13 protein-coding genes and 2 tRNA genes are annotated in these 12,706 nt (G+C 63.8%); 11 read left to right on the top strand and 4 right to left on the bottom strand.

Features of this window, described 5'->3' with window-relative positions; all coding sequences use genetic code 11:
- Window position 1 precedes the first annotated feature (1 nt).
- The 5 genes from ACN6KF_RS13355 to ACN6KF_RS13335 all read left to right on the top strand — a co-directional run bounded on the left by ACN6KF_RS13355 (window position 2) and on the right by ACN6KF_RS13335 (window position 4,358).
- The gene (locus ACN6KF_RS13355) at window positions 2-1,024 is read left to right on the top strand and encodes a FecCD family ABC transporter permease (protein WP_434957293.1); all 1,023 of its coding nucleotides are present in this window, start codon (window positions 2-4) and stop codon (window positions 1,022-1,024) included.
- Window positions 1,021-1,824, top strand: coding sequence for an ABC transporter ATP-binding protein (locus ACN6KF_RS13350; RefSeq protein ID WP_434957292.1), 804 nt, complete (start codon window positions 1,021-1,023; stop codon window positions 1,822-1,824). Before ACN6KF_RS13355 ends, ACN6KF_RS13350 begins: the two co-directional genes overlap by 4 nt.
- A 35-nt stretch (window positions 1,825-1,859) precedes the next feature.
- Window positions 1,860-2,639 (top strand): class I SAM-dependent methyltransferase, encoded by a 780-nt coding sequence (locus ACN6KF_RS13345; protein ID WP_434957291.1) that lies wholly within the window; start codon window positions 1,860-1,862, stop codon window positions 2,637-2,639.
- Between the two features lie 228 nt (window positions 2,640-2,867).
- On the top strand, window positions 2,868-3,842 hold the full coding sequence (tal, locus tag ACN6KF_RS13340) for a transaldolase (protein WP_434957290.1): 975 nt from the start codon (window positions 2,868-2,870) through the stop codon (window positions 3,840-3,842).
- 24 nt (window positions 3,843-3,866) lie between these two features.
- Entirely contained in the window at window positions 3,867-4,358 is a 492-nt protein-coding gene (locus ACN6KF_RS13335) for a GreA/GreB family elongation factor (protein WP_434957289.1), read from the top strand.
- Window positions 4,359-4,440: 82 nt separating this feature from the next.
- Here ACN6KF_RS13335 and bfr read toward each other — a convergent pair whose 3' ends face one another.
- The gene (bfr, locus tag ACN6KF_RS13330) at window positions 4,441-4,923 is read right to left on the bottom strand and encodes a bacterioferritin (protein WP_434957288.1); all 483 of its coding nucleotides are present in this window, start codon (window positions 4,921-4,923) and stop codon (window positions 4,441-4,443) included.
- A gap of 273 nt (window positions 4,924-5,196) precedes the next feature.
- On the opposite strand from bfr, the gene ACN6KF_RS13325 reads away from it, so the two are divergent.
- From ACN6KF_RS13325 to ACN6KF_RS13300, 6 genes are all read left to right on the top strand, one after another.
- The gene (locus ACN6KF_RS13325; RefSeq protein ID WP_434957287.1) at window positions 5,197-5,466 is read left to right on the top strand and encodes a (2Fe-2S)-binding protein; all 270 of its coding nucleotides are present in this window, start codon (window positions 5,197-5,199) and stop codon (window positions 5,464-5,466) included.
- 146 nt (window positions 5,467-5,612) lie between these two features.
- Complete coding sequence (locus ACN6KF_RS13320; protein ID WP_434957286.1) at window positions 5,613-6,140, top strand: RNA polymerase sigma factor; 528 nt, start codon at window positions 5,613-5,615, stop codon at window positions 6,138-6,140.
- Entirely contained in the window at window positions 6,137-6,970 is an 834-nt protein-coding gene (locus ACN6KF_RS13315; RefSeq protein ID WP_434957285.1) for an anti-sigma factor family protein, read from the top strand. The genes ACN6KF_RS13320 and ACN6KF_RS13315 overlap by 4 nt, the downstream gene beginning before the upstream one ends.
- Window positions 6,971-7,173: 203 nt before the next feature.
- Window positions 7,174-8,523, top strand: a complete 1,350-nt coding sequence (locus ACN6KF_RS13310) for an NAD(P)-dependent oxidoreductase (protein ID WP_434957284.1) — start codon at window positions 7,174-7,176, stop codon at window positions 8,521-8,523.
- A gap of 11 nt (window positions 8,524-8,534) precedes the next feature.
- Window positions 8,535-9,854, top strand: a complete 1,320-nt coding sequence (gene preA / locus ACN6KF_RS13305) for an NAD-dependent dihydropyrimidine dehydrogenase subunit PreA (protein WP_434957283.1) — start codon at window positions 8,535-8,537, stop codon at window positions 9,852-9,854.
- 257 nt (window positions 9,855-10,111) lie between these two features.
- Complete coding sequence (locus ACN6KF_RS13300; RefSeq protein WP_434957282.1) at window positions 10,112-10,786, top strand: hypothetical protein; 675 nt, start codon at window positions 10,112-10,114, stop codon at window positions 10,784-10,786.
- Between the two features lie 32 nt (window positions 10,787-10,818).
- Here the strand turns inward: ACN6KF_RS13300 and ACN6KF_RS13295 are convergent, their stop codons facing one another.
- The 3 genes from ACN6KF_RS13295 to ACN6KF_RS13285 all read right to left on the bottom strand — a co-directional run bounded on the left by ACN6KF_RS13295 (window position 10,819) and on the right by ACN6KF_RS13285 (window position 12,434).
- Window positions 10,819-11,979 (bottom strand): slipin family protein, encoded by a 1,161-nt coding sequence (locus tag ACN6KF_RS13295; RefSeq protein WP_434957281.1) that lies wholly within the window; start codon window positions 11,977-11,979, stop codon window positions 10,819-10,821.
- A gap of 319 nt (window positions 11,980-12,298) precedes the next feature.
- Window positions 12,299-12,361: transfer RNA gene (locus tag ACN6KF_RS13290), tRNA-Ile, on the bottom strand.
- Between the two features lie 4 nt (window positions 12,362-12,365).
- Window positions 12,366-12,434: transfer RNA gene (locus ACN6KF_RS13285), tRNA-OTHER, on the bottom strand.
- Window positions 12,435-12,706 lie beyond the last annotated feature (272 nt).

Genomic DNA, 12,706 nt, shown 5'->3' with positions numbered 1-12,706 from the left:
GATGAACCGCGCTGTCACGCGATTGCTGGCAATCGGCATGCTGGCGCTGGCCGTGCTGGTGTTGGCGCTCTGGCTGGGCGCCGCCATCGGCGAGACGGCCATCCCGATGGAGGTGGTGGCCAAGACGGCGGCCAACCGCCTGTGGGGCGCCGGCTACATTCTCGATCGCATCGATGAAGGCATCGTGTGGAACTACAGGCTGAGCCGCGCCGTCGTCGCGGCCTGCTGCGGCGCGGCCCTGGCGCTGTCGGGTGTCGTGCTGCAGTCGCTGCTGCGCAATGTGTTGGCCGATCCCTATGTGCTCGGCATCTCGGCCGGGGCATCGACGGGGGCGGTCGGGGTCGCCATTCTCGGCCTCGGCGCGGGATTTTTGAGCCTGCCGGCCGGCGCCTTTCTCGGTGCGCTGGTGGCCTTCGGTTTCGTCGCCTTGCTGGCGATGCGATCGGGGCGCGGAACCGGCGCGGTGATCCTCGCAGGCGTGGCGGGGTCTCAGCTTTTCAATGCCCTGACCTCCTTCATCGTCACCAAGGCGGCCAATGCCGAACAGGCGCGGGGCATCATGTTCTGGCTGCTGGGCAATCTTTCGGGCGTGCGCTGGCCGGATGTCTGGCTGGCCCTGCCGATCACGGCCGTGGGGCTGCTGGTCTGCCTCTGGCACGCTCGCGCGCTTGATGCCTTCACCTTCGGCACGGAATCGGCGGCATCCCTCGGCATTTCCGTCCGGCGCGCTTATGTCGTGCTCGTCGGCGTCGCGGCGATGATGACGGCGGTGATGGTCAGCATCGTCGGATCGATCGGCTTCGTCGGTCTGGTGATTCCGCACGCCGCGCGGATGGTGGTGGGCGTGCGCCATGGGCGATTGCTGCCGGCCAGCGCCCTGATCGGCGCCGTCTTCATGATCGTCGCGGACATTCTGTCCCGGATCATCATCCCCGGCCAGGTCCTGCCGATCGGGGTGATCACGGCCCTTGTCGGCGCGCCGGCCTTCGCTCTCATCCTCAGCCAGAGAAAGGCGACGGCATGAGCCTGTCGGCACGCAATCTGTCCTGGTCGGCGGGCGGGGCCTCGATCCTGCAGGGTGTATCGCTGGAGGTTCGTCCGGGCGAGTTGCTCGGCATCATCGGCCCGAACGGCTCGGGCAAGACCAGCCTGATGTCCCTGCTGGCCGGTATCCGCCGCCCGCAGGGCGGCGAGGTGTTGCTGTCGGACCAGCCACTCCACGCCTTGGCTCGCCGCGAAATCGCGCGCCGGATCGCTCTGGTCGAGCAACAGGCCGAGACGGCCGATCGCATTACCGCCCGCCAGGCCGTGGAGCTCGGGCGGACGCCGCATCTGGGTGCCTTCATGCCCTGGTCTGGCAAGGACGATGCCATTGTCGACCTCGCACTGGAGGAGGTTGCCATGACCAGCCTTGCCGCTCGCCTGTGGCATACGCTCTCGGGCGGCGAGCGCCAGCGCCTCCACATCGCCCGCGCCTTGGCGCAACAGCCCGAAATCCTGCTTCTCGACGAGCCCACCAATCATCTCGATATCGGCCACCAGATCGGCCTGCTGCATCTGGTTCATCGCCAGAACCTCACTGTCGTGGCGGCCCTGCATGATCTCAATCATGCGGCGATGTTCTGCGATCGGGTCGCGCTGATGCAGGCGGGGCGGATCGAGGCGATCGGTCCTCCGTCCGAGGTGCTGACGGCTTCGCGCATCCAGTCGGTCTTCGGTGTCGCCGCTGAGGTTGTCCACGACGGTACCGGTGGTTGTTTCATCCGCTATCGGCATCCGGATCTTCCAGTACCGCGGCCGGGCTGGGTCGCGGCTGCGTCATGACGCGGGCTCAACCGACAGATGAGGAGGGTCGACGGATGACGGGCGCCAGTTCAGCGAATTTCGATCTCAAGGAAGAGATCCGTGATTATTGGTCGAGGCGTTCGGAAACCTTCGACCGCGCCTTCGGGCATCATATTCCCGAAGGGCCGGAATTCGAGGCCTGGGCCGCGGCGATCCGCGATCATCTCGGTACCGAACCGCGCCGGATCCTCGATCTGGCTTGTGGGACGGGCGAGATCACCAAGCTGCTGCTGGCGCTCGGCCACGAGGTCACGGCCCTGGATTTCTCCGAGGCCATGTTGGCGGTGGCCCGTCGCAAGCATGCCGGCCGGCAGCGCCTGCGCTTCCGGCTCGGCGACGCCGAGAACACCATGGAACCGGAAGGCGCCTATGACGCGGTCGTCTGCCGGCATCTGGTCTGGACACTGACCGAGCCGCAGAAGGCCTTTGCCGATTGGTATCGCGTGCTGAAGCCGGGCGGCAGATTGCTATTCTTCGACGGGGATTGGGCCAGGCCCACCAGGGTCGGCCGGATGGCGTCCAAGCTCATCGCCCTGATCGACCGCCTCGGCGGTGCCGATCCCTATTATGACGGCGCGATGAGCGAGCGCCATGCCCGCATCATGGAGAGGCTGCCTTTCGGTAGGGGGCTACGGAGCGCCGATCTCCTTCCGTTCCTGGAGCAGGCCGGTTTCAGGGATATCGTGATCTCTTCGCATCGGCCGATTGCCGCTGCCCAAAGGCGCCAGGCCGATCTGCGCAACCGGCTGCGTACCCATCTCTACCAGCGCTTCATCATCTGCTGCCGCAAGTGAGGCCTCCGCGACCGGTCGCCTTGCATGGCTGTCCGGCAGGAACCATATGATCGAGATCAGTCTCGAAGGACCGCAGGCGGAGAGCGTTCCCGGGAACGCGGGAGCCCGTCTTTTCTTCCCTCTGCAGTGGGGCGAGAAAACAAGCACGATAACTGATGACGCCGCCGGGGCTGGGGTTTATGGTCCGTGCCGGGACGCTATCAAGGTCTGTGAACAAGGACGTTACATATGGCTTCGAAACTCGAACAATTGCGCGCCATGACGGTCGTAGTTGCCGATACCGGCGATATCGACTCGATCAAGGCGCTCAAGCCGGTCGATTGCACCACCAATCCGAGCCTGCTGCTCAAGGCCGCCGAGATGCCGGCCTATGACCATTTGATCGCGGAAGCCGTGATCTGGGGCGGCAAGCAGGGCGGCAGCAAGGAAGGCACCGTCGCAGCCATCGCCGATCGCCTGGCCGTCTCCTTCGGCGCGGAACTCACCAAGCTCGTTCCCGGCCGTGTCTCGACGGAGGTCGACGCCGACCTCTCCTTCGATACGCAGGCGACCATCGCCAAGGCGCATGCCATCATCGCCGACTACAAATCCCGCGGCATCGAGCGCGATCGCATCCTGATCAAGATCGCCTCGACCTGGGAGGGCATCCGTGCGGCCGAGGTGCTGCAGAAGGAAGGGATCGACTGCAACCTGACCCTGTTGTTCTCTCAGGCCCAGGCCGTGGCTTGCGGCGATGTCGGCGTGTTCCTGATCTCGCCCTTCGTCGGCCGTATCCTCGACTGGCATGTCAAGAATGACGGCCGCACCTTCACGCCGGAAGAAGATCCGGGCGTGATCTCGGTCAGGGGCATCTATGCCGACTACAAGGCACGTGGCGTCAAGACGGTGGTGATGGGCGCTTCCTTCCGTTCCACCGGCGAGATCGAGGCGCTGGCCGGTTGCGATCGTCTCACCATCGCCCCGAACCTGCTGCAGGCACTCGAGGCGGACGAGGGCACGCTGGAGCGCAAGCTCTCCCCCGACAATCATGCTTCGGCCCCCACGACGGGCAAGATCGACGAACGCGCCTTCCGCTGGGCGATGAACGAGGATGCGATGGCGACTGAGAAGCTCGCCGAAGGCATTCGCGGCTTCGCCAAGGATCTCGGCAAGCTGCGTACGCTCCTTGCCAAGCGCGTCGAGGGCACGGCTCAAGCCGCATGACCTTGGCTGCTTGATCGTCATATCGTGAGCCGAGCCTTTACCCAGGACGGCCAGGAAGGGGAGGACGCACAGGTCCTTCCCGAGCGGCCGGTCTCGAGCGAGCGCAATCTCGTTACCGCGCGCGGTCTTGGCATGATCGAGGCCGAGCTCAGACAGGCGCGTTCGCTTTTCGCCACGGCCGAAGCCGCAGGCGATCGCATTGCCATGGGCAATGCATCACGCGAAATCCGCTACTGGGCCACCCGCCGGGCAACGGCGGAACGGGTGGTCCCGGGCGCTGGCGATGCAGGTATCCGCTTCGGCATGGCAGTCACGCTTCACTATCCCGACGGGCGCGAACGCATCTGGCGTATAGTCGGTGAGGATGAGGCCGATGCCGCATTGGGACGGATCAGCCATGTCTCGCCGCTGGCGAAGGCATTGTTCGGCAAGGATGTCGGTGAGGTGATTCGCGTCGGGCCACAGGAGGCCGAGATCGTGGGGATCGACACGACGCCGGAGGGCAAGCCGCAATAGCCGGCCGGACCCAAAGACCCGACCAACGAAAATGGCGGCCAGCGGCCGCCATTGCTATGCACATCCCTGCAATCAGGAAAGCTTACTCTTCCGCGAAGCCGCCGAGATGGCTCTGCGAGTAGTTCTGGATGCCGAGGCGCTCGACCAGGTCGAGCTGGGTTTCCAGGAAGTCGATATGGCCTTCCTCGTCGGTCATCAGCTCCTTGAACAGATTTTCGGAGACGAAATCCTTGACGGTGCGGCAATATTCCGCAGCCTCCTGATAGAGGGCGCGAGCCTCGCGCTCGGCGGCAAGGTCGCACTCGAGAACTTCCTTCACAGTCTGGCCGATCCGCAGCGGATCGAGCGTCTGCATGTTCGGGAAGCCTTCAAGGAAGAGGATGCGTGTGGTCAGCTTGTCGGCGTGCTGCATCTCTTCGATCGATTCGGCGCGCCACTTCTTGGCAAGTCCCAGCAGGCCCCAATTGTCGAAGATCCGGTAATGCAGCCAATATTGGTTGATCGCGGTCAGCTCGCTCCGCAAGGCCTTGTTGAGATAATCGATGACCTTCTTGTCGCCCTTCATGAGCGTTTCTCCATACTTGGTGGACTGAAACTACATTAGAAGAATTCTAAATTTAGGCAAGCCCCCAGACGCGGCAAATTTGTCCGGAGGATTTTGCCAGGGGAGGGGAAGGCACGAAGCCTCCAGTGGCCACCCAGGCGCTTCCCAGTTTATTCTCGTTCTAAACTACTGATTTATAACGATTCTATTGTTGCGTCGGGCCATTGACAAGGTGAGCTCGTCCGTCCACATCACTCTCGTCACTGCCTTTGCTCGAACCCAAGATCGCTGCGAATGATCGTCTGTTCCTGCCGTGTTTTGACCGATGAGGATTTCACCAGCACGCTCGCGACTGAGCAGCCGGGTTGTCCCCGTTCGGCTACGGAAGCCTATCGTTGCCTGGGCTGCGGACCGGAATGCGGCCGTTGCCTGATCACAGTGCGGCAGATTCTCGCCGATGCACGCGCGGCTGCGCGTTGCCATGAGTGTACCGAGGATTGCGCCCTGCGCGATATGGTTGAAGCCGCCAATACCGACGAAGTGATGCTCGACGCCGCTGAATAGGCGTCATCCCGGGCGATTGTGCGCGAGGCGCTCGCAAGGCAGCCTCCAAATGCGGTTGATCGCCGGAAATCCTGGTTCCCCCTCACGGTTGCGTTTCCTGTCCGCCGCGCCACAATAATGCCGCTCCCTATCGGCATAGGCGATTCATGCCCCAATCAGGTGACCAGGACGTTCGGACCGGCCTTGCTGCGCATCTCGTGGCGTTGTGGCGGTTCGGGCTCGTGCTGTCGGGCAATGGGCAGTTCGCGGAGGAGTTGGTGCAGGCCACCTGCCTCAGGGCGCTCGAGCGCTCGCACCAGTTCATCCCGGGGACCCGCCTCGATCGCTGGCTGTTCGCCATCGAGCGTTCGATCTGGCTCAACGAGGTCCGGGCCAACAAGGTGCGCAACCCCGTCGAGCTGGAGCAGGCCGAGAACGTCCTGTCCTTTGATGGTGCGCGGCAGTTCGAAACGAATATTTTGGCTGCCCAAGTGTTGAGGCAGATACAGGCCTTGCCTGCAGCACTGCGTGAAACCGTCTTTCTGGTCTATGCGGAAGGGCTCAGCTATGCCGAGGCGGCGGACATGCTGGCCGTACCAATCGGAACCGTCATGAGCCGCCTGGCTTCGGCCAGGCTCAGGCTCGCTCATCTGAACAAGGATACGCCGGAGGGCGGTGCGGGGGAGGCATCATGACTACGCAGGAGATGGGACCCGATGACGCCAGCCTCGTCGCCTTTCTGGATGGAGCTCTGTCGCCCGAAGAGCATGCGGGGCTGGAGGTCCGCCTTGCCCAGGAGCCGACTCTGAAGGCGAGACTGGACGCGCTCGCGGCCGGTTCGCTCCCGTTCAAACAGAGCTATGATGCTCTGGCGGCGCACGCGCCCCGGCAACGTCTCGAAGCGCTTCTTGCCGAAAGCCAGACGGCGATTCCGGCGCCGGTGGTCAATGACAATGCACGGCGCTCGGGCTGGCGCATCCCGCCAGCAGCGGTCGCGGCGGCGCTCGCCTTGTTCGTGGTCGGAGCCGGGGTTGGCCGTTACGCGCCGCCCGGTCTGTGGCCGTTCCCTTCGGCGCAGCACAGCGACCATGAAGGGCCGGATGCCTGGCGCACGACGGTGGCCGAATATTGGGGGCTGACGACGTCGCAGACGCTCGACTGGATGCCGAACGATGTCTCCACCGCGCAGCGCGATCTTGCCGCGGCGACCCGCCGGCTCGGCTTCCCGCTGACACCCGAAAAGGTCAACCTGCCGGCCCAGGAGCTCAAGCGCGTCGAACTCTTCCACTACGACAATGCGCCCCTGGTCGAGATCGCCTATCTCGACGAACTGACGGGCCCGCTGGCCTTCTGCATCTATGCCAACAATCCCGGCACGGCGAGCGCACCCACGCTCGAACAGCGCAACGGCTTCAACGTGGTCTACTGGTCGGATGCCGAGCGTTCCTACATGCTGATCGGCCACGGGCCGGACGAGATCATGCAAAAGCTTGCCGCCATGCTGGCAAAACAGATCGCGGCGTGACAGAGGGCGGGTCTTTGGACCCGCCCTACCCCTTGCAATGTGTAGCGGTTCCAGGCCGGTCTGAAGAGCTGCCCCCAATTGCGCTTGCCAAGCTGGCAGAGCAGGCGGATTCTTACTCTGGAGCCGTTCAAAAGTGTGATTGACAGCGACTCGTTCTTTTGATCAACTGGTAAAAAATAAAGAGCTGACTACCAGAGGTTCAGATGACTGCACGATCCGACATTGCGCGGGGCCGTCTCGATTCCCCCACGCTCGCCAGCAATTTCTCAGACCTTCATCCGGCCTTCGACAGGCATGAGGCGCGCGTTGCCGCCGAGCGCTGCCTGTTCTGTTATGACGCGCCCTGTGTGAAGGCCTGCCCCACCTCGATCGATATTCCGATGTTTATCCGCGAGATCATGACCGGCAACACGGTTGGAGCGGCGCGGACCATCCTGGAATCCAACATCATGGGCGGCATGTGTGCTCGTGTCTGCCCGACCGAGACGCTGTGCGAGGAAGCCTGCGTCAAGGAAACCTCGGAGGGCAGGGCGGTCGAGATCGGCAACCTGCAGCGCTATGCCACCGACGAGCTCTTCGCCAAGGGCAGGCAATTGTTCAAGCGCGGCGCTCCCACCGGCAGGCGTGTCGCCGTGATCGGCGCCGGCCCGGCCGGCCTGTCCTGTGCCCACAAGCTGGCAACATTGGGCCATGAGGTCGTGGTGTTCGAGGCGCGTGAGAAAGCCGGCGGCCTCAACGAATACGGCATTGCCGCCTATAAGAGCACCGGCGGCTTTGCGCAGGCCGAGGTCGATTACATCACGGCGATCGGCGGCATCACCATCGACTATGGTAAGCGCCTCGGGCGCGACATCGAACTCTCGGATCTCGCCAAGCAATTCGACGCGGTCTTCCTCGGCATGGGGTTGGGGGACACCAACGATCTCGGCCTGGAAGAAGGTATCGAGGGCGTGATCGATGCTGTCGACTACATTGCCGCGCTGCGTCAGGCGGGAGACCTTGCGGATTTGCCGGTCGGCCGCCGCATCGTGGTGATCGGCGGCGGCATGACCGCCATCGACATCGCCTCGCAGACCAAGCGCCTGGGCGCGGAAAGCGTGACCATCGCCTATCGCCGCGGCCAGCAGCAGATGAATGCCTCCAATTACGAGCAGGAACTCGCCCAGACCGACGGCGTGCTGATCCGCCATTGGCTCAAGCCTGCGCGGCTGCATGCCGAGGATGGCAGGCTGGTGGCTGTCGAGCTCGAATATACCAGCGAGCAGGGCGGGCGACTCACGGGTACCGGCGAGACCCTCAGGCTCGAATGCGACCAGCTTTTCACCGCGATTGGGCAGTCCTTCCTGCCTGGGGAGGTCAACGGCGTGCCGCTCACGCTGGAAAGGGGACGAATTACCGTCGACGCCGAACGACGCACCTCGGTGCCCGGCATCTGGGCCGGTGGCGACTGTATCGCCGGCGGCAAGGATCTGACGGTGGCTGCGGTCGAGGACGGCAAGCAGGCCGCGCTTTCGATCGATCAAGCCCTTAAGTCCCAAGCCAAAGCTGCGTGAGGAGAAAAGACATGGCCGATCTCAGCACCAATTTCCTGGGCATCAAGTCTCCCAATCCGTTCTGGCTGGCTTCCGCGCCGCCAACCGACAAGGAATACAACGTCGTCCGTGCCTTCAAGGCGGGTTGGGGGGGCGTGGTCTGGAAGACACTCGGCGAGCAGGGGCCGCCGGTGGTCAACGTCAACGGCCCGCGCTACGGCGCCTGGCACAGCCAGGACCGCCGGGTGATGGGCTTCAACAATATCGAGCTGATCACCGACAGGCCGCTCGAGGTCAACCTGCGCGAGATCAAGCAGGTCAAGCGCGACTGGAAGGATAGGGCGCTGATCGTCTCCCTGATGGTGCCCTGCGAGGAAGACGCCTGGAAGTCGATCCTGCCCTTCGTGGAGGACACCGAGGCCGATGGCATCGAGCTGAATTTCGGCTGCCCGCACGGCATGTCGGAGCGCGGCATGGGCTCGGCCGTCGGGCAGGTGCCTGAATATGTCGAGATGGTTGCGCGCTGGTGCAAGCAATATACCCGCATGCCGGTGATCGTGAAGCTGACACCCAACATTACCGACGTGCGCAAGCCAGCCGAGGCGGCCAGGCGCGGCGGAGCCGACGCGGTATCGCTGATCAACACCATCAACTCCATCGTCTCGGTCGACATCGATACTATGCGCCCCTGGCCGAATACGGACGGCTTCGGCACCCATGGCGGCTATTGCGGCCCGGCGGTGAAGCCCATCGCACTCAGCATGGTTTCGGAGATCGCGAGAGCCGAGGCGACGCGCGGCATGCCGATCTCCGGCATCGGCGGCGTCGAGACCTGGCGTGACGCCGTGGAATTCATGGCGCTCGGCTGCGGCACCGTGCAGGTCTGCACGGCCGCCATGGTCTATGGCTTCAAGGTGGTGCAGGAGATGATCTCCGGTCTCTCCGACTGGATGGACGAAAAGGGCTATACCTCGGTCGATCAGTTCGTCGGCAAGGCCATTCCCCAGGTGACCGACTGGCAGCACCTCAATCTCGAATATGTGGTCAAGGCCCATATCGACCAGGATGCCTGCATCAAATGCGGCCGCTGCCACATTGCCTGCGAGGATACCTCGCACCAGGCCATCACCAACATGGTCGCCGGCGAGCGCAAGTTCGAGGTGATCGAGGAAGAGTGCGTGGGTTGCAATCTGTGCGCCGTGGTCTGCCCGATCGAGGACTGCATCACGCTCGAGCCGGTGACCTCCGGGGTCGACAAGCGTACCGGCAGGCCGGTGGGCGGGCATCGCACCTGGAAGGAGCATCCCAATAATCCGGCGGTGTACGCCAAGGCTCCTGCCGCGGCGGAGTAGGTGGCACGCTGCTTCACCTCCCATCACCCTGCCGGAACCTTCTCCCACAAATTGAGAAGGGGCTCGCTCGGATAGGCGAGTTTGCTTGAACAGGGCCGCGCTACAATATCCCGGCCCAATAAATTCCCTTCTCCCCTTGCGGGAGAAGGTGGCAGCAGCCGGATGAGGGGTGAAGCCCAACAGCGCAGAATGAGATTGTCATCTCTCTCCACCCACAACAGGATGCAGCGCTCTCATCGGGAAATCACGCCGGGCCCATGACGCTGGATCAGATTGCAGAACACGCCGAAGTCGTCGGTCTCTCAGTGAGGGGCGCCTTCCATCCCCGACCTGAGGACGGCGTCCCGGCGCTCGATACCGGGTCAGTCGAAACGCTGGTACTGCTCGGCTGGACCGGTGGCCGGCAATGGCCGGCCTTCGCGGCTTCGCACGAGGCTGCCGATGGCGCACCGCATCCATTGGATCGTTGGTCCGCGCGGGTGATTGACGCGATGGCAAACGAGTTTAGCGCCGTCGCCCTCTATCCCTTCGGCGGCCCGCCTTATTTGCCGTTTCAGCGCTGGGCGCAACGCGGCGATACTGTCTTCGCTTCGCCGCTCGGCATCTATGTGCACCCCGTGCATGGTCTCTGGCACAGCTATCGCGGTGCGCTCGGCTTTGCGCAAAGGCTGGCGCTGCCCCCGCTCGCAAGGGTGATCCATCCGTGTGAGAGCTGTGCGGCCAAGCCCTGCCTTAACAACTGTCCGGTCGGCGCCTTCACACTGGCGGGCTATGATGTGGAACGCTGTGCCGCCCATGTGCGCTCGCCGCAGGGTACGGCCTGCAGACAAGGCGGCTGCCTCGCGCGCCGGGCCTGCCCGGTGGCACCCGACAAGGCTTATGGCAGCCAGGAAGCAGGCTTCTACATGAAAGCCTTCCTGGCCGCGCATTGACGAAAATGGGCGGGTCGCAGGACCCGCCCATCTCACTTGTTGTCCGCCGGCGACAGATCCCGCAGCTTGACGAGATCGTTCATCAGGCCGCCGACCCCGTTATGCACGGTCAGGCGCTCGACCTTGCCGGCAATCGCCTCCAAGGCCTCCAGCTCCTTGAGCCGCAGCATCACCGGGTTCTCGGCCATCACCTTGGCCGTGTTGAGCAGCGAACGGGTGGCGTTCGTCTCCTCGCGGCGGCGGATGACATTGGCCTCGGCCTGCTTTTCAGCCGCCACGACCTGGTTGAGGATCTCGCGCATCTCGCCCGGCAGGATCACATCCTTCAGGGCGATCTCACCGACCTCGATACCGATATCGGCCATGTCGCTGCGCACCTTTTCGGCGGCCTCGGCATCGACGACGGTCTTGCGTTCCAGCAACTGGTCGAGCGTCAGGGCGCCCAGAGCCTTGCGGAAGGCGTATTGCAGGGAGCGGTAGAACGCATCCTCGCAATCCTTGACGGTGGTAACAGCCTTCACCGGATCGACGACGCGGAACTCGGCCGCGATGTTGACGCGGATGGTCACTCGGTCGCGCGTCAGCATCTCCTGGCCGTTGACGTCGAGCGAACGCAGCCGCACGTCGAGTGCCTTGACCTGTACCGGCTTTCCGATGTTCCAGAAGCCATGCACACCCGGCGCCAACGTACGGATGAAAGCACCGTCGACATAGAGCAGGCCGACCTGGCCATCCTGCACGGCGTGCAGGATCACGAGCTCGGCCTTGCGGGCCTGCACCAGCCGAGGGATCAGGCCCGGCTCGACGGCGAGGTCGGCCGGCGGAGCGATGGACGTCGAGGTCCAGGGGCCGGCCGCCTTCCACACGGTGAGCTTGCGATCGGGACCCAGCACCAGATGGACGAGACCATCACGCTCGACGATGGCAATCATGCCCGGCTCGGTGCGGAACCGCTGCAAATGACGCTCGGCCACGGCCGGAAGCTTGTCGAACAACGCCTTCTCGAGAGGAGAGTTGAACGGCCCTGCTTCAATGTCATGGCGCAGGATTTCGGTATCGTCCTTCCTGCCGGCCAGGACGTGCTCGCCCGGCTCCAGAATGGCACGCACCTCGCCCTTGCGCAGCACGATGGCACGCTCGGTTTCCTTCACGACGACGCGCTGGCGCCGCAAAATCAGGTCGAGAAAAGTCATGTCGTCTCCTTTCGGCAAGCTCAGATCATCTGCCGATCGTTCCTTCCGTTGTTGATGATTGGTCCCGGCAAAGATCCGGGAACCGGTGACGTCTGCCCGTGGCGGGCCGGCGGCAGCGGGGCGCGAGGCCGAGTGGCGGGCGCGGATCCGAAGATACGTCGCCGGCCACGGGGCGTCTTGCCCATATCCGCAAGCCAGGCTGCGGGCGAACGGCTTCAGGCTCTCCGTCAGAGGTAACACCCGTGGGCGCTGCTTCTTCCGAAGGCCGTCGGCATGCCAGTTCCCGGACCGTCAAGGGCGAAGCGTTTTTCAGGCGCTTTGGAGAAGGATTCGAACCTTCGTGCGTAGAGTATCAGTCTACTGCTCGACCACTGAGCTATCCGAGGTTAGGCTGACAGGAATCGAACCCGCGACCTCCGGCTCCCGCCGGCGCTCTGCCATTGAGCTACAACCCAAACCGATCCCGTCCCGACATCCGTACACAGGACGGCAGAGCCGCCTGCGCGGGCGGAGGTTTCGAGCTCCGGCCGCTGATATCGTTCCGGCTGGATGACCGGGGCGCGGCTTATAGGTGCACGCTTGAAGTTACGCAAGGGGCCAGTACAGAAAATTCGGCCTTATTCTTTTTGGGTTGAGTGCATGCACCCGGATATTCCAAGCAAAGGCGCGACCTGCCTCCCCCAGCCTTGTGGGCGCGCGCTATATTTGGTTGCTGTTGTGCAGGATC

The organism is Labrys methylaminiphilus subsp. lupini (assembly GCF_051161885.1).
GTDB lineage: Bacteria > Pseudomonadota > Alphaproteobacteria > Rhizobiales > Labraceae > Labrys.
Note: the sequence above shows the minus strand (reverse complement) of the source record. Positions and strands in the feature narration are given on the sequence as shown.

Coding starts and splice junctions, on each gene's coding strand:
- ACN6KF_RS13355 (WP_434957293.1), top strand. CDS start 2: ATGAACCGCGCTGTCACGCGATTGCTGGCAATCGGCATGCTGGCGCTG.
- ACN6KF_RS13350 (WP_434957292.1), top strand. CDS start 1,021: ATGAGCCTGTCGGCACGCAATCTGTCCTGGTCGGCGGGCGGGGCCTCG.
- ACN6KF_RS13345 (WP_434957291.1), top strand. CDS start 1,860: ATGACGGGCGCCAGTTCAGCGAATTTCGATCTCAAGGAAGAGATCCGT.
- tal (WP_434957290.1), top strand. CDS start 2,868: ATGGCTTCGAAACTCGAACAATTGCGCGCCATGACGGTCGTAGTTGCC.
- bfr (WP_434957288.1), bottom strand. CDS start 4,923: ATGAAGGGCGACAAGAAGGTCATCGATTATCTCAACAAGGCCTTGCGG.
- ACN6KF_RS13325 (WP_434957287.1), top strand. CDS start 5,197: ATGATCGTCTGTTCCTGCCGTGTTTTGACCGATGAGGATTTCACCAGC.
- ACN6KF_RS13320 (WP_434957286.1), top strand. CDS start 5,613: ATGCCCCAATCAGGTGACCAGGACGTTCGGACCGGCCTTGCTGCGCAT.
- ACN6KF_RS13315 (WP_434957285.1), top strand. CDS start 6,137: ATGACTACGCAGGAGATGGGACCCGATGACGCCAGCCTCGTCGCCTTT.
- ACN6KF_RS13310 (WP_434957284.1), top strand. CDS start 7,174: ATGACTGCACGATCCGACATTGCGCGGGGCCGTCTCGATTCCCCCACG.
- preA (WP_434957283.1), top strand. CDS start 8,535: ATGGCCGATCTCAGCACCAATTTCCTGGGCATCAAGTCTCCCAATCCG.
- ACN6KF_RS13300 (WP_434957282.1), top strand. CDS start 10,112: ATGACGCTGGATCAGATTGCAGAACACGCCGAAGTCGTCGGTCTCTCA.
- ACN6KF_RS13295 (WP_434957281.1), bottom strand. CDS start 11,979: ATGACTTTTCTCGACCTGATTTTGCGGCGCCAGCGCGTCGTCGTGAAG.